The organism is Superficieibacter sp. (assembly GCF_032071645.1).
In the GTDB taxonomy this organism is placed as follows: Bacteria; Pseudomonadota; Gammaproteobacteria; order Enterobacterales; family Enterobacteriaceae; genus Superficieibacter.
In genome coordinates this window covers 1-20506 of sequence record NZ_DAMAPU010000003.1, presented here as the reverse complement: position 1 = coordinate 20506, position 20506 = coordinate 1, and the positions used below count along the sequence as shown (strand labels likewise).

General features: G+C 55.9%; 17 protein-coding genes. 6 read left to right on the top strand and 11 right to left on the bottom strand.

Features of this window, described 5'->3' with window-relative positions; all coding sequences use genetic code 11:
- Positions 1-57: 57 nt before the first annotated feature.
- Positions 58-441 (bottom strand): biofilm formation regulator BssR, encoded by a 384-nt coding sequence (locus RT197_RS06890; protein WP_312948651.1) that lies wholly within the window; start codon positions 439-441, stop codon positions 58-60.
- 216 nt (positions 442-657) lie between these two features.
- Between RT197_RS06890 and rimO the strand changes: the two genes are divergently transcribed.
- The gene (gene rimO, locus RT197_RS06885; RefSeq protein ID WP_312948650.1) at positions 658-1971 is read left to right on the top strand and encodes a 30S ribosomal protein S12 methylthiotransferase RimO; all 1314 of its coding nucleotides are present in this window, start codon (positions 658-660) and stop codon (positions 1969-1971) included.
- Positions 1972-2062: 91 nt separating this feature from the next.
- On the top strand, positions 2063-3040 hold the full coding sequence (locus tag RT197_RS06880; protein WP_312948648.1) for an SMI1/KNR4 family protein: 978 nt from the start codon (positions 2063-2065) through the stop codon (positions 3038-3040).
- 96 nt (positions 3041-3136) lie between these two features.
- Here the strand turns inward: RT197_RS06880 and gsiD are convergent, their stop codons facing one another.
- The 5 genes from gsiD to iaaA form a co-directional block, all read right to left on the bottom strand.
- Entirely contained in the window at positions 3137-4048 is a 912-nt protein-coding gene (gsiD, locus tag RT197_RS06875; RefSeq protein ID WP_312948646.1) for a glutathione ABC transporter permease GsiD, read from the bottom strand.
- Entirely contained in the window at positions 4049-4969 is a 921-nt protein-coding gene (gsiC, locus tag RT197_RS06870; RefSeq protein ID WP_312948644.1) for a glutathione ABC transporter permease GsiC, read from the bottom strand.
- Between the two features lie 66 nt (positions 4970-5035).
- Positions 5036-6577, bottom strand: coding sequence for a glutathione ABC transporter substrate-binding protein GsiB (gene gsiB, locus RT197_RS06865; protein ID WP_312948642.1), 1542 nt, complete (start codon positions 6575-6577; stop codon positions 5036-5038).
- Positions 6578-6607: 30 nt separating this feature from the next.
- Positions 6608-8452: a glutathione ABC transporter ATP-binding protein GsiA gene (gene gsiA / locus RT197_RS06860; protein ID WP_409529681.1), complete on the bottom strand. Its 1845-nt coding sequence runs from the start codon at positions 8450-8452 to the stop codon at positions 6608-6610.
- A gap of 10 nt (positions 8453-8462) precedes the next feature.
- The gene (gene iaaA, locus RT197_RS06855; RefSeq protein ID WP_312948638.1) at positions 8463-9404 is read right to left on the bottom strand and encodes a beta-aspartyl-peptidase; all 942 of its coding nucleotides are present in this window, start codon (positions 9402-9404) and stop codon (positions 8463-8465) included.
- 189 nt (positions 9405-9593) lie between these two features.
- On the opposite strand from iaaA, the gene moeA reads away from it, so the two are divergent.
- Positions 9594-10829, top strand: coding sequence for a molybdopterin molybdotransferase MoeA (gene moeA / locus RT197_RS06850; RefSeq protein ID WP_312948636.1), 1236 nt, complete (start codon positions 9594-9596; stop codon positions 10827-10829).
- Entirely contained in the window at positions 10829-11584 is a 756-nt protein-coding gene (gene moeB, locus RT197_RS06845) for a molybdopterin-synthase adenylyltransferase MoeB (protein WP_312948634.1), read from the top strand. Before moeA ends, moeB begins: the two co-directional genes overlap by 1 nt.
- Positions 11585-11732: 148 nt before the next feature.
- Here moeB and RT197_RS06840 read toward each other — a convergent pair whose 3' ends face one another.
- Entirely contained in the window at positions 11733-12671 is a 939-nt protein-coding gene (locus tag RT197_RS06840) for an Rpn family recombination-promoting nuclease/putative transposase (RefSeq protein ID WP_312948632.1), read from the bottom strand.
- 258 nt (positions 12672-12929) lie between these two features.
- Here RT197_RS06840 and RT197_RS06835 point away from each other — a divergent pair, with 258 nt between their 5' ends.
- Positions 12930-13751 carry a Cof-type HAD-IIB family hydrolase gene (locus RT197_RS06835; RefSeq protein ID WP_312948630.1) on the top strand — a complete coding sequence of 274 codons (822 nt, stop codon included), beginning with the start codon at positions 12930-12932 and terminating at the stop codon, positions 13749-13751.
- A gap of 36 nt (positions 13752-13787) precedes the next feature.
- Here the strand turns inward: RT197_RS06835 and RT197_RS06830 are convergent, their stop codons facing one another.
- The gene (locus RT197_RS06830; protein WP_312948628.1) at positions 13788-15380 is read right to left on the bottom strand and encodes an ABC-F family ATPase; all 1593 of its coding nucleotides are present in this window, start codon (positions 15378-15380) and stop codon (positions 13788-13790) included.
- A 300-nt stretch (positions 15381-15680) separates the two neighbouring features.
- Between RT197_RS06830 and ldtB the strand changes: the two genes are divergently transcribed.
- A complete protein-coding gene (gene ldtB / locus RT197_RS06825; RefSeq protein ID WP_312948626.1) occupies positions 15681-16601 on the top strand; it encodes a L,D-transpeptidase in 921 nt (306 codons plus the stop codon).
- A 39-nt stretch (positions 16602-16640) separates the two neighbouring features.
- Here ldtB and RT197_RS06820 read toward each other — a convergent pair whose 3' ends face one another.
- The 3 genes from RT197_RS06820 to RT197_RS06810 all read right to left on the bottom strand — a co-directional run bounded on the left by RT197_RS06820 (position 16641) and on the right by RT197_RS06810 (position 20144).
- Positions 16641-17357, bottom strand: coding sequence for a GntR family transcriptional regulator (locus tag RT197_RS06820; protein WP_312948625.1), 717 nt, complete (start codon positions 17355-17357; stop codon positions 16641-16643).
- 14 nt (positions 17358-17371) lie between these two features.
- On the bottom strand, positions 17372-18679 hold the full coding sequence (locus tag RT197_RS06815; RefSeq protein ID WP_312948623.1) for a PTS transporter subunit EIIC: 1308 nt from the start codon (positions 18677-18679) through the stop codon (positions 17372-17374).
- Positions 18680-18767: 88 nt separating this feature from the next.
- The gene (locus tag RT197_RS06810) at positions 18768-20144 is read right to left on the bottom strand and encodes a glycoside hydrolase family 1 protein (protein WP_312948621.1); all 1377 of its coding nucleotides are present in this window, start codon (positions 20142-20144) and stop codon (positions 18768-18770) included.
- Positions 20145-20506: the final 362 nt, after the last annotated feature.

Sequence of the window (20506 nt, the reverse complement as noted above, 5' to 3'; positions counted from 1 at the left end):
GATGCGGTCATATTTACAAAAACTTAATGAAAACGGGGGAGCAGGCTCCCCCGTGGGTCAGGCCTGCGCGAAAGGCGCGGAGGTGCGCAGGAATTGAATACTGTGGGTTAAAATGTTCAGGCAGCTTCCCAGCTTATGGGTATCGATGGTGACATATTGCGGGCAATCGTGATGGCCGCTCATCAGGCACACCGCCGCTTTGGCGACCGATTCCCCGGCATGACGTAACGCTTCAAATTCCTGTGGCGTACAATTTTTCTTTAGCTGCGGCGCGTTCTGCCGCAGTTCGGCACAAAGTGAAAACAGGCGGTTGCGCAAAGCATCGCTTTCGCTGACCGTCATATAGCCTTTGGCCTTACGGAGTTGCAGATAAGCATCAATGTCAACCCGGGCATCAATGAGCTTGTCCAGCAGGCTGTGATGAAATTTGTCAAATGACATGCTATTTCCTCCTGTGTCAGCTATGGCATCTTACACAGTATGCTTAATATTTAAGCAAAAGCATGAACCAGCTCAAAAAACGTACCGATATACGAAATATTTTATCTGATGATAAAAAAACGTTAAGCCCACGACGGAAACTTCCAGTAGAGACTGCGCGCAAAGGCGTGTAAAATCGCCCGGTTTTTTTACTGTCTACTTTGTGAGCTTACTAGAATGCAACAACCGCGTATTGGCTTTGTCTCTCTTGGCTGCCCGAAAAACCTCGTCGATTCAGAACGCATCCTGACTGAGCTTCGCACCGAGGGCTATGATGTCGTTCCCCGCTACGACGATGCTGACATGGTGATCGTCAATACCTGCGGCTTTATCGACAGCGCCGTTCAGGAATCGCTGGAAGCCATCGGCGAAGCGCTGAATGAAAACGGCAAAGTCATTGTTACCGGCTGCCTGGGTGCCAAAGAAGATCACATTCGCGAAGTGCATCCGAAAGTGCTGGAAATTACCGGTCCGCACAGCTACGAACAGGTGCTGCAACATGTGCATCACTATGTGCCGAAGCCGAAGCACAACCCATTCCTCAGCCTGGTGCCGGAACAGGGTGTAAAGCTCACCCCACGCCATTACGCTTACCTGAAAATTTCCGAAGGCTGTAACCATCGCTGCACGTTCTGCATTATTCCGTCAATGCGCGGGGATCTGGTCAGCCGTCCGATTGGCGAGGTGTTAAGCGAAGCTAAACGGCTGGTCGATGCGGGCGTAAAAGAGATCCTCGTGATTTCCCAGGACACCTCCGCTTACGGGGTGGATGTCAAACACCGCACCGGTTTTCACAACGGCGAGCCGGTAAAAACCAGCATGGTCAGCCTGTGCGAGCAGCTTTCTAAACTCGGCATCTGGACGCGTCTGCACTACATCTACCCGTATCCGCACGTTGACGACGTGATCCCGCTGATGGCGGAAGGCAAAATCCTGCCGTATCTGGACATTCCGCTCCAGCACGCCAGCCCGCGCATTCTGAAGCTGATGAAACGTCCTGGCTCAGTGGATCGCCAGCTGGCGCGCATCAAACAATGGCGTGACATGTGCCCGGAACTGACCCTGCGCTCAACGTTTATCGTCGGTTTCCCCGGTGAGACGGAAGAAGATTTCCAGATGCTGCTCGACTTCCTGAAAGAAGCGCGGCTGGACCGCGTGGGCTGCTTTAAATACAGCCCGGTAGACGGCGCGGGTGCCAACGAACTGCCGGATCAGGTGCCGGAAGACGTGAAAGAAGAGCGCTGGAACCGCTTTATGCAGCTTCAGCAGCAAATCTCCGCCGAACGTTTACAGGAAAAAATTGGCCGCGAAATTCTGGTCATCGTTGACGAAGTTGATGAAGAAGGCGCCATTGGCCGCAGCATGGCGGATGCCCCGGAAATCGACGGCGCGGTGTACCTTAACGGTGAAACCAACGTGAAGCCCGGCGACGTGGTGCGGGTGAAAGTCGAAAACGCCGACGAATATGATCTGTGGGGCAGCCGGGTGTAAAACGGTCTGACCTGGCGGGCGACACGTCAGCGAACTGCGTTAAACTTCATCCGTATGGCTGCGAGTATTAACGTAATAAGGACCCTGAGCGATGACTACAATCCCTTTCGACGGCTTCGACCTGACGGATTTCTGGGAAGACAGCGAGTACGCCCGCAAAGACTATATCAGCGACCCGCCTGACGATGCGCTGATTCAGGCACTGGAACACGAGTTGGGTTATCGTCTGCCCGCCTCGTACCTCTGGCTGATGAAAAGGCAGAACGGCGGCATTCCCCGCAACCTGAACTTCCCGACCGACGTAGCGACAAGCTGGGCGGAGGATCATATCGCCATTACCGGCATTATGGGGATCGGTCGGGAAAAGGCGAATTCGCTGGGCGGCAGTTTTGGCAGCCGTTTCTGGACAGAAGAGTGGGAATATCCTGATATTGGTATCGCCATTTGTGACTGCCCTTCCGCTGGTCACGATATGGTGTTTCTCGACTACCGGCAATGCGGCGCACAGGGCGAGCCTGCCGTGGTGCATGTCGATCAGGAAGATGACTACCGCATCACGCCGCTTGCCGAAAATTTCGAAAGCTTTATTCGCGGGCTGGTGCATGATGACGTGTACGACACCTCCGCCGAAGACAAGCAGGCCGATCTGGACATGGCGCAGCACGGATCGTTTTCCGCCACGCTTGCCGACCTGTGCGCTCGCACCGATGCCCCCGCCGATATTGAAAAAGCGATCCGCGAAATCGCCAGGCAGATTATCGAAGAAAAGGGCTTTTTCGCCCTTCATGCCGATGAGTGCTCTCTCCTGCTTTACGATATTCAGTTCTGGCTCTACGCCAGCGCCCACCCGGATGTCACTGCCGGGAAATATCTTGAAGATTACCCGAATATTATCGCATCAGGGTTTGGCAACGATTTCTGCACCGGCGGCTATGCCACCGGCTTTGTGGAAGACTGGCTGAAGGCGCGCATCGCTCAGGGGGATATCGAAGTCAATAATGCCACGCTCTCGGTTAGCGAAAATGCACGCAGGGCACTCGCGAATAAAATAGCCGATTTCTGTCGCTAATGGGTCAGGCATGATGCCGGGACCGGAAGTTTTCACAACCTAAATCGTCACCCGTCAGAAATTCACGGCAGAATTTCTGACGGGATTAAAACGGCATTACCCCTTAATCTTCGGATCCAGCGCATCCCTTAGCCCGTCGCCGAGTAAATTAAACGCCAGCACGGTCAGAAAGATCGCCAGGCTCGGAAAGAGCGCCACGTGCGGAGCCATTACCATATCCGCCCTCGCCTCGTTAAGCATCGCGCCCCATTCCGGTGTTGGCGGCTGCGCGCCCAGGCCGAGGAAGGAAAGGCTGGCGGCGGAGATAATAGAGGTGCCGATACGCATGGTAAAATAGACCACAATCGACGATACCGTGCCCGGCAAAATATGGCTGAATAAAATCGTCATATCGCTGGCCCCGATGCTGCGCGCCGACTCGATAAACGTCTGCTGTTTCAGCACCAGCGTATTGCCGCGTACCAGGCGGGCAAAAGCCGGGATAGAGAAAATCGCCACCGCAATAATGACATTCGACATCCCGCTGCCCATCACCGCCACAACCGCAATCGCCAGCAGGATCCCCGGGAAAGCAAACAGCACGTCGCAGATGCGCATGATGATCCGGTCCCACCATCCTTCGTAATAGCCCGCCAGCAGCCCCAGTACGGTGCCGATAAATGCGCCAATCAGCACCGCAAACACGCCTGCCGTCAGGGAAATTTGCGCGCCCACCAGCACCCGGCTGAAGATATCGCGGCCCAGCGAATCAACGCCAAACCAGTGTAATGCGGAAGGTCCGGCGTTTAGCTGGTCGTAATCGAAGTAGTTTTCCGCATCAAAAGGCGCAATCCATGGCGCGACTGCCGCAACCCCAATGAGCAGTACAACAAAAACGCCCGCCAGCATTGCCAGCGGCTGGCGACGAAACCGCCGCCAGAATTCGTGCCACGGGGTACGCACCCGGTCGGGCTTAACGGCGGGCATCGCGTTGAGAATGGCCTGACGTCGCCAGTTTAACAGTCGCACTTATTTGTACCTGATAGCGGGATTAATCGCGGCATAAAGCAGATCCACCATTAAATTGATAAGAATAAACTCCAGCGAAAACAGCAGCACTTCCGCCTGGATCACCGGATAGTCGCGCATCTCTACCGAGTCGATCAGTAAACGTCCCAGGCCGGGCCAGTTAAAGACTTTTTCCACCACGATAGAGCCGCCGAGCAGAAAGCCAAACTGCAATCCCATCATCGTCACTACCGGGATCATCGCATTGCGCAGGCCGTGTTTAAGCACCACCAGGCTCTCGCTCACCCCTTTCGCTCTGGCGGTGCGCATATAATCTTCGTTCAGCACGTCAACGAAGGAAGCGCGGGTAAAACGCGCCATCACCGCTGCCACCGCCGCGCCCAGCGTCAGCGAAGGCAGGATGTAGTGCCGCCAGCTATCGGCCCCTACCGTCGGTAGCCAGCCCAGTTCGACCGAGAAAACCTGCATCAGCAGCATCCCCAGCGCAAACGCCGGAAAGGAGATCCCGGTCACGGCAAGCGTCATGCCGAGGCGGTCCGGCCAGCGGTTGCGCCAGACCGCCGCGACAATCCCGGCGACGAGGCCAAACAGCACCGCCCAGGCCATACTCGCAAGGGTCAGCCACAGCGTTGGCATAAAGCGGCTGGCAATCTCTTCAGAGACCGGACGACGCGAAACCATCGACTGGCCGAAATCGCCCTGCAAAACGTTGGTAATGTAATGCCAGAACTGCACATGCAGCGGCTGATCCAGCCCCAGCTGCTTTCGCACCAGCTCAATCACCTGCGCGTCAGCTTCAGGACCGGCAATCAGCCGCGCCGGGTCGCCGGGCAACAGATGCACGAACAAAAATACCAGCACCGCCACAATCAGCAGCGTTGGGATCAGCCCCAGCAGGCGTTTAAGAAAATAGTTCAGCATCCTTTTATACCACCGTCATTCCGGCTGACTTTAGCCCCCGCAAGCGGGGGCAACCGGCCCCCAAACTCACTGCTTAAGATCCGCATTTTCAAAGCTAAAGCCCGTATCCGGCATAATGTAGAAGTCGGTCAACGACTTGCTGTGCGCGGACACCAGTTTCTCTACCACCAGCGGCACCCACGGTGACTCTTTCCAGATAGTATCCTGGGCTTCTTTATACAGGCGGGTTTTCTCTTCCGCAGAGGTCGTTTTCAGCGCGCCAGCCAGATCGTCATCAACCTGCTTATTGCTGTAGAAGGCGGTGTTAAACAGCGCAGGCGGCCAGTTTTGGGTGGCGAACAGCGGCGACAGCGCCCAGTCCGCTTCCCCGGTCGACGCCGACCAGCCGGTGTAGAACATCCGCACGCCGCTCTCTTTCTGCCCCTTACCTTCAACTTCCGCCGCACGCTGCCCGGCATCCATCGCCGTGACCTGCGCTTTAATGCCGACCTGCGCCAGCTGCTGCTGGGTAAACTGCAGCACTTTCTGCGCGGTGCTGTGATTGTGTGACGACCACAGCGTGGTGCTGAAACCGTTCGGATAACCGGCTTCTTTCAGCAGTGCGCGAGCTTTGGCGGGATCGTAAGGCCAGGCTTTATAGGTCTGGGCATTGGCAATGGCTGGCGGCACAATCCCGGTCGCTGGCGTGGCATAACCGGCAAAGGCGACTTTCACCAGCGCCTGACGGTTAATCGCGTAGTTGATCGCCTCGCGCACTTTCGGGTTGTCGAACGGTTTCTGCGTCACGTTCAGGCTGATGTAGCGCTGCATAATTGACGGGCTGGCCACCAGCTCCAGCTTGCTGTTTTTTGCCAGCAGCGGAGCCTGCTCGTAAGGGATCGGGAAGGCAAACTGCGCTTCGCCGGTCTGCAACATAGCGGCGCGGGTGTTGTTATCAACCACCGGACTCCAGGTAATGGTATCCAGCTTCGGCAGCCCTTTTTGCCAGTAGCCCGCGTTCTTTTTCACCTTCACAAAATCGGTCTGATTCCAGGTATCCAGCTCATACGGACCGGTGCCCACCGGGTGGAAGCCGATTTCTTTACCGTATTTTTGCAGCGCCGCCGGGGAAATCATCGCCGTCGCCGGATGCGCGAGGATATTAATAAACGCCGAGAACGGCTGCTTCAGGGTGATTTTTACCGTTAACGGATCGACCACTTCGGTCTTATCAATATTTTTATACAGATTGTAGCGCTTAAGGTGATTTTCCGGGTTACTGGCGCGATCGAGGTTAGCCTTTACTGCCGCCGCGTCAAACGCCGTGCCGTCCTGGAATTTGACGTCCTTACGCAATTTGATGGTGTAGCTGAGGTTGTCGTCAGAAACGGTATAGCTTTCTGCCAGCACGTTTTGCAGCTTCATGTCCTTATCAAGGCCAAACAGCCCCTGATAGAATGACTTCGCCACCGCCTGCGACAGCGTATCGTTGGCATCATACGGGTCGAGGGTGGTGAAGTTTGATCCTACCGCGACGACCACATCTTTTGCCGCAAAAGCAGGCGTCGCCGCCAGTGCGGATGCGACAGCGGCGGCAATCAGCCACTTACCTGAAACGAGTTGTGTCATGTGATTCTCCAAAGGTCCAGCCTGTCTTATTTATAATGGCGAAGTGGATCGGGCAACGTAGTGGCCTGGCGCAATCTGCTGTAGCGGTGCCACCGTCACTTCCTCCCCTCGCTTGTAAATGTTTCCCGGAATATCATCCGAAAGCAGCACCGGCTGCGGACGCTGATGCGTCGGGTCGGCCACCGGCACGGCGGCCATCAGCTTGCGGGTATACGGATGCTGCGGGTTTTCAAAGAGCGCGCGGCGGGGGCCAATTTCAACAATCTGTCCCCGGTACATCACCGCGACACGATGGCTGATGCGTTCGACCACCGCCATATCGTGAGAGATAAATAAAAACGCGATCCCCATTTCGCGCTGCAAATCGAGCAGTAAATTGATGATTTGCGCCCGGATGGACACATCCAGCGCGGAGACAGACTCGTCGGCAATCACCACTTTCGGGTTCAGCGCCAGCGCGCGGGCAATACAAATCCGCTGCCGCTGACCGCCGGAAAACTCATGCGGATAACGCCAGGCGTGCTCCGGCTTCAGGCCGACGCGCTCCAGCAGCCACGCCACCCGGCGCTGCGCATGGTCGCCTTCCAGCAGCCGGTGTACCCGCAACGGCTCCATAATCGAGTAGCCTACCGTCTGGCGCGGGTCGAGCGAGGCATAGGGGTCCTGAAAAATAAACTGGATATCCCGACGCAGCGGCTGGAGCTTGCTGACCGGGAGGGTATCAATGCGCTCGCCGTTAAAGGTAATCGTGCCGCTTTGCGACTCCACCAGCCGCAACAGCGCGCGCCCGGTGGTCGATTTACCACAGCCGGATTCCCCGACCAGCGCAAGCGTTTCCCCCGGCCACAAATCGAAACTGACTTTCTCCACGGCATGGACTTCGCGGGTAATGCGATTGAGGATACCGCTGCGCAGCGGAAAACGGGTCACCAGATCGCGTACCTGCAAAATGGGCTTACCGGGGACCACCGTATCCTGTGGCTCGTTGATCTGCGGATCGTCCTGAGGAAGTGGAAAGCGGCGCGGGAGATCGCTGCCCTGCATCGCGCCAAGACGCGGCACGGCGGCTAACAGCGCCCGGGTGTAAGGATGCTGCGGCGCGTGGAAAATCTGCTCCACGCTGCCGGTTTCGACCGCTTCGCCCTGATACATCACCAGCACGCGGTCGGCGATATCCGCGACCACGCCCATATCGTGGGTGATAAAAATCACCCCCATCGACATCTCCTGCTGGAGAACGTCGATCAGCCGCAAAATCTGCGCCTGAATGGTGACATCCAGCGCGGTGGTCGGTTCATCGGCAATCAGCACCGCCGGGCGGCACGACAGCGCCATGGCAATCATCACCCGCTGGCGCATCCCGCCGGATAACTGGTGCGGATAACTTTTCAGCACCGACTCTGATTCCGGGATACGCACCTGCTCAAGCATTTTTTTCGCTTCCGCCAGCGCCTTATGATGATTCAACCCCTGATGCAGGCGGATTGACTCGGCGATTTGCTCCCCGACGGTAAATACCGGATTCAGCGAGGTCATCGGCTCCTGAAAAATCATCGCGATGTCCGCCCCGCGCACGCGACGCATTTGTGAGGCGCTGATGGCATTTGGTTCAATCGTCTGACCATTGCGGCGGCGCAGCAGAAACTGGTCGCTGGTGACGTCGCCGCCAGCCTGCTCAATCAGCCGCATCAGCGCCAGCGCCGTCACCGATTTACCCGACCCGGACTCGCCGACAATCGCCAGCGTCTCGCCGCGTTGCAGGCTGAATGACAGATTGCGCACAGCGGAGAATCGCCCCTGCTCCTGGGCAAATGAGATATTCAGGTTGCTAACCGCCAGCACGTCGCTGGCGGCGAATGATTGACCTTGCGGCAACAGCGTCTCCTTATTCGCGGTAAATTCCAATGGTCGGCGTATCGCCTGCGTAACCCCAGGCGCGATACATGCCTTCGCTATTAAACGGCAGGACCACATTGCCCTCACGATCGACAGCGATCAGCCCGCCGCTGCCGCCCAGCGCGGGCAATTTTTCCATCACCACGCGCTCACAGGCTTCCAGCAGGCTTAAACCGCCGTATTCCATGAGTGCGGAAATATCATAGGCCGCCAGCGTGCGCATAAACACCTCGCCAGTACCGGTACAGGAGACGGCAACGCTGGCGTTATTCGCATAGCACCCTGCGCCGGGCAGCGGACTGTCGCCCACCCGACCCGGCAGTTTGTTGGTCATGCCGCCGGTTGACGTCGCGGCCGCCAGATTGCCTGCGGCATCCAGCGCCACCGCGCCGACGGTGCCCATTTTGCTGCGTTCATCCAGCGGTGCGGCGTGATGATCCAGCCGCAGTTCGCCCGCGCCGCGCGCCTGAAGCAGTTGCTCATAGCGCTCCGGCGTTGAGAAAAGCGAGCTGTCTACGCGCGCCATTCCGTGCTGCACGGCAAAATTTTCTGCACCTTCACCAATCAGCAATACGTGCGGACTGCGCTCCATCACCAGTCGCGCCGCCAGCACCGGATTACGCAGATGGCTGACGCCCGCAACGGCTCCGGCTTTCAGGCTGCTGCCGTCCATCACGCAGGCATCCAGCTCATGGGTTTCATCCCGGGTATACACCGCGCCGATGCCCGCGTTGAATAGCGGACATTCTTCCAGCAGTCGCACGGCTTCGGTGACGGTATCCAGCGCACTTTCGCCTGCGGCCAGCATCGCCTGCCCGGTTTCCACAATCGTCGACAGTGCAGCAATGTACTGCTGCTCCCGCTCTGGCGTCATCAACGCGCGACCGATCGCTCCCGCTCCTCCATGAATAGCAATGACTGCATTTCCCATTAATTTCTTCCCGATGCGACGGCGTGACGGCTTTTTCTATACATATCATTACCGTGGCCGCTTCTTTAGATGAATTTTGAATATAGAAAGATGCAGCGGTGATGTAAAGGTTAAGCCAACGGTGGCATACAGCGGCAAGGCAATTTCTGCCATAATGGCGCAATCGCTTTTTGTCTCCAGGAGTTTGCCATGAATATTAACGCCGGTCTGATACCGCTTGATGATGCCCTTTCGCAGATGCTTAGCCGCATCACCCCGCTGACGGGCGCGGAAAGCGTGCCGCTGGTACAGGCGTTTGGTCGCGTAACGGCGCATGAGACCGTTTCGCCGCTCGACGTTCCCGGCTTTGATAATTCGGCCATGGACGGTTACGCCGTGCGGCTGGCGGATCTTAACGCCGATGCCCCCCTCCCCGTCGCCGGAAAAAGTTTTGCCGGGCAGCCGTTTCAGGGTGAATGGCCGCAGGGAAGTTGCATCCGCATTATGACCGGCGCACCGATCCCGCCGGGCTGTGACGCGGTGGTGATGCAGGAAGAGACCGAAGAGACGGCGGCAGGTATCCGCTTTACGGCCGCCGTTCGCGAAAGGCAAAACATTCGTCGCCGGGGTGAAGATATTCAGGCCGGTGCGACGGTGCTGCCGCGCGGTACCCGTCTGACGGTAGCAGAACTTCCGGTCCTCGCATCGCTGGGTATCGCGGAGGTTAACGTGATACGCAAAGTGCGCGTGGCGCTGTTTTCGACCGGTGATGAACTTCAGTTGCCGGGACAGCCGCTGGCGGAGGGCCAGATTTACGATACCAATCGCCTGACGGTGCATCTGATGCTGGAACAACTCGGCTGCGAGGTGATTAACCTCGGCATCGTGCGCGACGATCCGCAGCGCCTGCGCGAGACCTTTATTCAGGCCCGCGAGCAGGCTGACGTCGTCGTCAGTTCCGGCGGCGTCTCGGTGGGCGAAGCGGACTACACCAAATCCATTCTTGAAGAGCTGGGCGAAATTGCCTTCTGGAAACTGGCAATCAAACCGGGCAAGCCTTTCGCCTTCGGTAAACTGGGCGATAGCTGGTTTTGCGGCCTGCCGGGCAACCCGGTTTCTGCGGCGCTGACCTTCTATCAGTTAGTACAGCCGCTGCTGGCGAAACTCAGCGGTAATACGGCCCCGGCGCTTCCTGCACGCCAGCGCGTGCGTGCCGCCTGTCGACTAAAAAAATCTCCGGGTCGCCTCGATTTTCAGCGCGGCGTGCTGCAACGTGCTGCCGACGGCGCGCTGGAAGTCACCACCACCGGGCATCAGGGATCGCATATTTTTACCTCGTTCAGCCAGGGCAACTGTTTTATCGTGCTGGAACGCGAGCGCGGCAACGTTGAGGCGGGAGAATGGGTTGAGGTCGAGCCTTTTAACGCCCTGCTGGGAGGCTTCTGATGGCAGAAGAACTCAGCGATGCGGAGATGATGCGCTACAACCGGCAAATCGTACTGCGCGGCTTTGATTTCGACGGGCAGGAAGCGCTGAAAGCCGCGCGGGTGCTGGTCGTCGGGCTGGGCGGGCTGGGCTGCGCGGCGGCGCAATATCTGGCGGCGGCAGGCATCGGCACGATGACGCTGCTGGATTTCGATACCGTGTCGCTCTCCAATCTGCAACGTCAGACGCTGCACAGCGACGCCACGCTCGGCCAGCCGAAAGTCGTGTCAGCTCACGATGCGCTGGCGCGCATCAATCCGCATATCCATCTGCGGGTGGTTGACGCCCTGCTGGATGACGCGGCGCTTTATGCGCTTATCGCCGAACATGATGTGATCGTGGACTGTACCGATAACGTCGCCATCCGCCAGCAGCTCAACGCGGGCTGTTTTCAGCACAAAATCCCGCTGGTGTCCGGCGCAGCGATCCGCATGGAGGGGCAAATCAGCGTCTTCACCTGGCAGGACGGTGAGCCGTGCTATCGCTGCCTGAGCCGCCTGTTTGGCGAAAACGCCCTGACCTGCGTGGAAGCGGGCGTTATGGCGCCGCTGGTCGGTATTATCGGTTCACTCCAGGCGATGGAAGCCATCAAACTGCTGGCGCACTACGGCACCCCCGCCGCCGGAAAAATCGTCATGTACGACGCAATGACCTGCCAGTTTCGGGAAATGAAGCTGATGCGTAATCCGGGGTGCGAGGTGTGCGGGGGAGAGTAAACCGTTTCTTGTCACGGGAAGACTCGCTAAGTGCCTGCGGATCTTACGCCTGTCGTGCTGCAAAAGCCCTGTTTCACCCAGGGCATGTCACACGCTGTGAAGCATAAGTAGGCACCGATCGGATTGATGCCCGCGCCAGGGGGATCGTTCAGAGGCCGTTAGCCGTTAATAGTTCGGCGGAAAGCCCGGTCAATTTCAATATGGTTTCACGATCCAGGCCATTTTCAAGCATTGTGCGAACAATGCGCATGGCTTCTTCCTGCTGTCCTTTCAGCTTTCCTTTTAATTCTCCTTTTAGCTCCCCTTCACGTATCCCCTTCTGCCAGCCAGCTTCATGCAGTTGTTCAGCAATGGTCATTAGTTCCTCCTTGTGTTGCGGTAAGCGTTCGGCGATCTGGCGGAAAAACACACTGAAATCAGGCGCATTGCCACATCGCAGCAGGTAATTAAACAGCGTTTCGCGCTGGATAGCGGTAGTGTATCCCAACGCCAGAAGCGAGGCCAGTTGCTCAAGAAGGCTCATTAAATCACGCTGGCGGATGTGTTTTTGTATCAGTTCCAGCAAGGCTACGCGCCGGTGCTGCATAATGTTGTCATCCGGCGTGACGGTGATATCTACCAGCGCAAAAGGCTGAGTATAAATCTGGCGTGCCAGGGTCGGATCGGCAAAGTCATCCAGCCAGCACATCGCGTGTGGATAAGGGCTGACGCTGCCGTGATAAAACAGCATCGGTATCACCAGCGGCAGTTTTTTATAGCCTTTGTCCAGATGACGCTGCATGGCATCCAGCGCGTAGCGGATCAGCCTGAAGGCCATTAACTCCTCCTCCGAGCTTTGATGCTCAATCAGCACATAGATATACCCCTTCCCGGCGCGGGTATTGACGGACCAAAGCACGTCGCTATGGTACGCGCGCATATCCTTTTTGATAAAACTCCCCGGCTCCAGCCGCAGCGTGTTCAGGTCGCAAAGCTGGCGCAGCGCGGGCGGCAGATGAATCTCCATAAAATCCCGCGCCGTGTCGGGATGGCAAAGAAATTGTTTGAACAGCGCATCATGCGGTGTAGAAGTGGTTGCGTGTGTCATGGCGTTCCGTCACCGGGTCATCAGGTGCGATGACTGTATCCCTGGTCGGGGATCAACGGCATTCGGGATTTTGCAGAGTTGCGTAGCGGATTCAGAGAAGAATGCGCCTGTATGTAACGGGTTCATTTTGGTGGAATACAGTACGCAGAATGCGTAATCAAGCGCGATCTATCCCGTGTTGGCTGGTAATTTATGTGTGCATTACCCGGCTGAGTCATTAAAATACATCGCGTTGCCGTTTTAGCCAGGAGCCTGTTTATGACCGTTAAAGTTATCGTCACCGATATGGACGGAACTTTCCTTAGTGATGCGAAAGAGTATGACCGCGAACGTTTTTTAGCCCAGTTTGCCCAGTTGCAGCAGCGCGGGATTGAGTTTGTTGTCGCCAGCGGCAACCAGTATTACCAGTTAATTTCTTTTTTCCCGGAAGTTCGTGACGCCATTTCCTACGTGGCTGAAAACGGTGCGCTGGTTTATGAGCATGGAAAAGAGCTGTTTCACGGTGAGTTAACCCAGCATGAATCGCAGATTGTGATTGGCGAGCTGCTTAAAGATCCGACGCTGAATTTTGTTGCCTGCGGTCTGGAAAGCGCATACGTCAGCGATAACGCGCCGGAAGCATTTATTGAGCTGATGTCTAAGCATTATTACCGCCTTAAACGCATCAAAGACTACGGCGAAATTAACGATAAGCTGTTTAAATTTTCTCTGAACCTGCCGGACGAGCAAATTCCGCTGCTTATTGATGCCCTGCACGTTTCACTCGACGGGGTAATGAAGCCGGTCGCCAGCGGCTTTGGTTTTATTGATTTAATTATTCCCGGTCTGCATAAAGCTAACGGTATTACCCGTTTACTTAAACGCTGGAATTTATCCCCGCAGGATTGCGTCACCATTGGCGACAGCGGTAACGATGCCGAAATGCTGAAAATGGCGCATTACTCTTTTGCCATGGGTAACGCGGGTGAAAATATTAAAGCCATAGCTCGCTATACAACCGACGATAATAACCATCACGGTGCGCTGAATGTGATTCAGGCAGTGCTGGATAACACCCCGCCGTTTAATGAATACCAATAAAAAAATAGCCACTGACGTGGCTATTTCTGGCATTGATTATTCGACGCCTTTACTGCGCAGGTAATCTTCGTAGTTACCGCTGAAGTCCACCACGCGCTCCGGGGTGATTTCCAGTACGCGAGTCGCCAGCGAACTGACGAATTCACGGTCGTGGGAGACGAAAATCAGCGTGCCTTCGTACATTTCGAGTGCCATGTTCAGCGATTCAATGGATTCCATATCAAGGTGGTTGGTCGGTTCATCCATCACCAGAATATTGGGCTTTTGCATCATCAGCTTGCCGAACAGCATCCGGCCTTTCTCGCCGCCGGAAAGCACTTTCGCCGGTTTTTTGATGTCGTCCTGGCTGAACAGCAGACGGCCGAGGAAGCTGCGCACCACCTGCTCATCGTCGCCTTCCTGCTTCCACTGGCTCATCCATTCGAACACCGTCAGATCGTTTTCGAACTCATATTCATGATCCTGGGCGTAGTAACCGATGCGCGCGTTTTCCGACCATTTCACCGTGCCGCTGTCAGCCTCATGCTCGCCCACCAGCGTTTTCAGGAAGGTGGATTTACCGACGCCGTTGATCCCCAGCACCGCCAGTTTCTCGCCCACTTCCAGCAGCAGATTGACATCTTTGAACAGCGGACCGCTCTCAAAGCCTTTCGCCACTTTCTGCACTTCCAGCGCGTTGCGGAACAGTTTTTTGTCCTGCTCAAAGCGGATGAACGGGTTCTGACGGCTGGAGGCTTTCACTTCGTCCAGCTTGATTTTATCGATCTGACGCGCACGGGAAGTCGCCTGACGAGATTTAGAGGCGTTGGCGCTAAAACGGCTGACGAAGGATTGCAGGTCGGCAATCTGGGCTTTTTTCTTGGCGTTATCGGCCAGCAGACGTTCGCGCGCCTGGGTCGCCGCGGTCATATATTCGTCGTAATTGCCCGCATACACGCGCAGTTCGCCGTAGTCCAGATCCGCCATGTGGGTGCAGACCATATTAAGGAAGTGACGGTCGTGCGAAATGATAATCATGGTGCTGTCGCGCTCGTTGAGCACCTGCTCAAGCCAGCGGATAGTGTCGATGTCAAGGTTGTTGGTCGGTTCATCAAGCAGCAGGATGTCCGGGTTGGAGAACAGTGCCTGTGCCAGCAGCACACGCAGCTTCCAGCCGGGAGCGACTTCGCTCATTGGGCCATAATGTTGTTCAACCGGAATGCCGACGCCGAGCAGCAATTCTCCGGCGCGGGATTCGGCGGAGTAACCGTCCATCTCGCCGTACAGCACTTCAAGATCGGCCACTTTGTAGCCGTCTTCTTCGCTCATTTCAGCGAGGCTATAAATGCGGTCGCGCTCCTGCTTCACTTCCCAAAGCTCGGTGTGCCCCATGATCACGGTGTCGAGCACCGTGAATTCTTCAAAGGCAAACTGATCCTGACGCAGCTTACCGATGCGCTCATTTGGATCGAGAGAAACGTTGCCCAATGTCGGCTCTAAATCACCGCCGAGGATCTTCATAAAGGTGGATTTACCGCTACCGTTCGCGCCAATCAGGCCGTAACGGTTGCCGCCGCCGAACTTGACGGAAATATTTTCAAATAGCGGCTTACTGCCGAACTGCATGGTGACGTTACTGGAAACTAACACGCGTAATTCCTGAAAAAGATGTGACAAACCGCTAATTATGCCACTTTCGCACCTGTTTATCACGGATTGAAATTCCCCCGCGCCAGGTGAGGGCTTTTACAGCGCAACGGGAGAGCGAATTATGCCAGGATTCTGAATTAAAATCAGTCGCCTGCATTTGCGGCTAGAATGTATGCAAGGGAAAAAAGTGTGATTTTGCACACATCTGTTTCCCAGCAAACCGGAATGCACATATAATGCGCTCCCAATGATAGTCAGACTTTTAAACCAACAGCCTGTGGCACTGGTATCTTGCATAACATGAAAATGAAACTTACGGTTCTCTTTGCGGCGGCGCTGGCTGTCGTGGGCTTTTGCAAAACAGCTTCAGCCGTCACTTATCCACTGCCGACCGATGGCAGCCGTTTAATCGGCGAAAATCAGGTCGTTATGATCCCTGACGATAACAAACAGCCGCTGGAATACTTTGCGGCGCAGTATCAGATGGGGCTTTCCAATATGCTGGAAGCGAACCCTGGCGTAGATACCTATCTGCCGAAGGGCGGCACCGTGCTGAATATCCCTCAGCAGCTGATCCTACCGGACACCGTGCATGAAGGCATCGTGATCAACAGCGCTGAAATGCGTCTTTATTACTATCCGAAAGGCACCAACACCGTCATCGTGTTGCCTATCGGTATCGGTCAGTTAGGTAAAGACACGCCTATTGCCTGGACGACCAAAGTTGAGCGCAAAAAAGCGGGTCCGACCTGGACGCCGACCGCTAAAATGCACGCCGAATACGCCGCTGCGGGTCAGCCGCTGCCCGCCGTCGTGCCCGCCGGACCCGATAACCCGATGGGCCTGTATGCGCTTTATATTGGCCGCCTGTACGCGATCCACGGCACTAACGCCAACTTCGGCGTTGGCCTGCGCGTGAGCCACGGCTGTGTGCGTCTGCGTAACGACGACATCAAGTTCCTGTTCCAGAACGTGCCGGTCGGTACGCGCGTACAGTTTATCGATGAGCCGGTGAAATCCACCACCGAGCCGGACGGCAGCCGCTATGTCGAAGTGCATAACCCGCTGTCCACCACCGAAGCGCAGTTTAACGGTGATGAAATCGTGCCGGTAACGCTGACTAACGCGGTGAGAAAAGTCACCGATCAGGCCGATGTCGATCAGAACGTGCTGGATCAGGCGATTCAGAATCGCTCCGGGATGCCGGTTCGCCTGAACTAAAAGTTTTGCCGGGCGGCGCAAGGCTGCCCGGCATCATTGCTAGCCGTTATTGACGATGACAATTCCGCTGTGATCGTAACGATAATGACAGTGGGCATATTCCAGCGGCGTACCATCCTCCAGATAAATCACCTGCTCCACCTCCATCACCGGATCGGTTTGCTCGCAGTTCAGATACTGCATATCCAGCGCGTCAGGCTTTAAGGCCCGCACCACCCGGTACGACCCCATGATTTTTAGCCCCAGCGTTTGCTGGATATAGCGAAAGACCGAGCTTTCAAGATGGGATTTATTCAGCCCTGGCACCAGGCTCACCGGCATAATGGTGGCATCAAGCGACATCGGCTCGCCGTTGAGCAGGCGCAGGCGGATAAAATCGTAGACTGGCGCATCGGCATTAATCAGCAGCGACGTCTGTTCTTTTTCGCTGGGGAAACGCAGTTCGAAGCGCACCACCAGGCTGCTGACGGTGCCTTTGTCCTGCCAGGTCTGGGTCGCACCGAAGTAGTCGCTGCCCACCAGGTCCCACTGGGAGAGCTGGTAGAAATTTTTGCGGATAAACGTCCCCTGCCCCTGCCGGGTGTAAACCAGCCCTTCAACAATTAACTGCCGCATTGCCTGCTGGATGGTCATCCGGCTGGTGCTGAACTCTGCCGCCAGCGCAAACTGGTCGGGCAACGGCTCGCTCGCGGGATACTGCTTGCTGATAATTCGCTGCCTGATTTCCCGCGCGATCTGGATGTACTTCGCTGCCATTGCCCTTCCTTTTATCAGTCGATCCCGCTGTTTTTCATTGCCACTCTCTCCGCCACTTTGAGAAACGGCAGGTAGAAGAATACACCAAAGACGATGATGATCAATTGCACTACCACGGCGCGCCAGTCCCCCGCTGTCGCCAGCCAGGCGCTGAGCACCGGCGGCGTGGTCCACGGGATCATCACCACGCAGCGCGACATTAGCCCAAGCGTAGTACAAATCCAGGCGAACAAAATGCCGATGGCGGGCAGCAGGACGAAGGGGATCATCAGCGGAATGTTAAACACAATCGGCAGACCAAAAATCACCGGCTCGTTGATATTAAACAGGCCGGGGGAAATCGCCAGCCGCGCCACCTGCTTCGAGGCTTTCTGCCGCGAGAAAATAAAAATCGCAATCAGCAATGAGAAAGTACTGCCAGTGCCGCCGATCATGCCAAACGTCGGCACGAAAATGTTGTTGATGATATGCGGGATCGGCTGGCCGTTGGCGAACGCCAGCATATTTTCATTGGTGTTAATCAGCAGGAACGGTTCGAGGATCACGCTATTGACCACTGCCTGATGAATACCGAGGGTAAACAGGAAGTTGCCAAAGCTGTAAATAAACAGGGTGCCCGGCAGACTGGTATTAATCAGGCGCAGCGGCTGCTGAATAAGGGTAGTAATCAGATGGATCAGATCGGTATGCAGAAAATTCGCCAGCAGCGCGGCAAAAATCGCAAACAGCGACAGCGTGAGGATCGTCGGGATCAGCGACGAGAACGACTGGCTGACCGCCGGAGGCACGTTTTCGCCCAGCGAAATATGTAGCCGCTTGATGCCCGCGATGCGAATAAAAATCTCGGTGGAGAGCAGGCCGATAATCACCCCGGCAAAAATACCGGTCGTGCCGATATTAGCGAAGGTGAGCACCTGAGTAATATTGACGGTGGCTTTATCACCTACCGGCACCAGCTCAACCTGCATGGGCATCATAATAATAAAGCTACAGATGGCGATGATCACCGCCGAAACCGGATTATCGATATGCTTATTGCGCGCCAGCGACCAGGCGATCATCGGAGCAATTAACAGGGCGGCAATATTCAACGTCCCGTTAATAATCGCATCGCCCCAGAGTTTAAATCTCGTCAGCGTCTCCCCGTCCATCACCCACGGAAACACCACGTTGTTGACCAGCACCGCCAGCCCGGCGAGGATAAAAATCGGCATAATGGCGGCAAAGGCATCGCGCAGGGAGCGCAAATGGACCTGCCCGGCGATGCGGGCGGAAATATCGACAAAACGATCGGTTAACGACTGCATATTTGCATCAGACATAGCAGAACCCTTTCTTTGATAGCCTGAAGAATTCAGGTTGTCGGATTCGGCAACCTGAAATCAGTACATACCCGGTTCGGCAGCGGACTTACATCTTCTCACCGTTGCTGTGGATCACCTGTTTTAGCCATGCGTAGCTTTTTTTCGGCACCCGCTTCAGGTCTTTCAGATCGTGATTTTCCCGGTTGACGTACACCACGCCATAGCGCTTGCGCATATCGCCCTGTGAGCTGAGGATGTCGATCAGCCCCCAGCCGAGATAGCCGATAACCTGCGCGCCGTCTTCAAAAATGGCGGCTTTCATGGCTTCGATATGCTGGCGGTGATAATCAATCCGGTAATCATCCGCAACCGGATTAACCCCGTCCCAGGACTCAATCACCCCGATACCGTTTTCAATCGGGAACACCGGCATCCGCCAGTCGTTGTAGTAGCGGGTGATGATGGTACGAAAGCCAAGCGGATCGATCTGCCAGTTCCACTCCGTCGCCTTCAGCCATGGATTTGGCTTGTCGCCGTGCAGCAGGTAATAGTTCACCGGCGTATTTTCCGGGATCGCATCGCTGTCGAGCGTCCGGCTGGCGTAGTAGCTGAAGGCCATAAAGTCGTTTTTCAGCGTGGCGAACAGCGCCAGATCCTCTTCCCGGTAGATATCGCCGAAGCCTTCGCGCTCCACCACCGCCAGCACTTCCGGGCTGTAACCCTCGCCCGCGTAGACCCGCAGCAGGTTCTGATTAAGGAATTCGTCAAACTGCTGGGCGCAGAAAATATCGCGCGGCTTGCAGGTTGCCGGATAGACCAACTGGTGCGCCAGCATTCCGCCGAACAGTTTGCCGGGACGGGTTTCATGCAGATACTGGGTTAAGCGCATGTGAGCCACCATCGTGTGATGCTGGATCTGATACAGCTCACGCAGGGTTTGATCGCCGCGCAGATAGCCGCCCACCTTAAAGGCTTCCGGCATATGGAAAATGTTCTGCTCGTTAAAAGAGAGCCAGTATTTAACCCGGTCGCCGAAACAGTCGATCATCTTCTGGCCGTAGCGGATAAACGCGTCCATCACGTGGCGGTCGGTAAAACCGTTGTACTGCTCTGCCAGCGCCAGCGGCATGTCGAAGTGATACAGGCAGACCATCGGCTCTATGCCACGGGCGAGCAAATCGTTGATAAAGCGGTCGTAGAAGGCGATACCCTCGTCGTTAAACTCGCCGTCACCCAGCGGGCATACGCGGCTCCAGGCGATCTGAAAGCGGTAGCAGTTCATCCCCAGATCCTGCATGTAATCAAAATCTTCGCGATAACGATGGTAAGAATCGGTGGCGACTTTCCAGTCGGAGGCAAACTCGCTGGCTTCCCGAATATCGTAAACCGACTTCCCTTTACCGCCTTCATTCCAGGCACCTTCGGTCTGCATACTGGAGACCGAGTTTCCCCATAAAAATCCGTCAGGTAGTTTTGCTGTCATAATTAGAGTCCTCGCACAGGTATGTAAAGTCATTTTATTTATATGACTAGTCATATACCCGGCAGGCCCAATCTGGCAAAAACTAATAGACGAAAATGTGAGCGAATTCGAAAAGATCCCGATCGGCGAGCACAAAAAAGCCCGGCAGGTGCCTAATGCTGGTCAGTTAAGGAAACCGGGCCTGATGATTTGGGTTTCAAAGAAGATAAAACGGGCTGAAAGTCTGATGCCCGTTTCCCGCCCTCTCCCTGGCCCTCTCCCCCGGGAGAGGGAACGGTCCGGCGTCGTGACTGGATTTGTCATCTTCACTCAGGCTAAGGGGTCCACCAAACCCCACCCGGGGCACGTCCTGCCCCCTCTCC

Excerpts from the sequence above, each read along its gene's own strand:
- RT197_RS06890 (WP_312948651.1), bottom strand. The coding sequence starts at position 441 with ATGTCATTTGACAAATTTCATCACAGCCTGCTGGACAAGCTCATTGAT.
- rimO (WP_312948650.1), top strand. The coding sequence starts at position 658 with ATGCAACAACCGCGTATTGGCTTTGTCTCTCTTGGCTGCCCGAAAAAC.
- RT197_RS06880 (WP_312948648.1), top strand. The coding sequence starts at position 2,063 with ATGACTACAATCCCTTTCGACGGCTTCGACCTGACGGATTTCTGGGAA.
- gsiC (WP_312948644.1), bottom strand. The coding sequence starts at position 4,969 with ATGCTGAACTATTTTCTTAAACGCCTGCTGGGGCTGATCCCAACGCTG.
- gsiB (WP_312948642.1), bottom strand. The coding sequence starts at position 6,577 with ATGACACAACTCGTTTCAGGTAAGTGGCTGATTGCCGCCGCTGTCGCA.
- iaaA (WP_312948638.1), bottom strand. The coding sequence starts at position 9,404 with ATGGGAAATGCAGTCATTGCTATTCATGGAGGAGCGGGAGCGATCGGT.
- moeA (WP_312948636.1), top strand. The coding sequence starts at position 9,594 with ATGAATATTAACGCCGGTCTGATACCGCTTGATGATGCCCTTTCGCAG.
- moeB (WP_312948634.1), top strand. The coding sequence starts at position 10,829 with ATGGCAGAAGAACTCAGCGATGCGGAGATGATGCGCTACAACCGGCAA.
- RT197_RS06840 (WP_312948632.1), bottom strand. The coding sequence starts at position 12,671 with ATGACACACGCAACCACTTCTACACCGCATGATGCGCTGTTCAAACAA.
- RT197_RS06835 (WP_312948630.1), top strand. The coding sequence starts at position 12,930 with ATGACCGTTAAAGTTATCGTCACCGATATGGACGGAACTTTCCTTAGT.
- ldtB (WP_312948626.1), top strand. The coding sequence starts at position 15,681 with ATGAAAATGAAACTTACGGTTCTCTTTGCGGCGGCGCTGGCTGTCGTG.
- RT197_RS06820 (WP_312948625.1), bottom strand. The coding sequence starts at position 17,357 with ATGGCAGCGAAGTACATCCAGATCGCGCGGGAAATCAGGCAGCGAATT.
- RT197_RS06815 (WP_312948623.1), bottom strand. The coding sequence starts at position 18,679 with ATGTCTGATGCAAATATGCAGTCGTTAACCGATCGTTTTGTCGATATT.
- RT197_RS06810 (WP_312948621.1), bottom strand. The coding sequence starts at position 20,144 with ATGACAGCAAAACTACCTGACGGATTTTTATGGGGAAACTCGGTCTCC.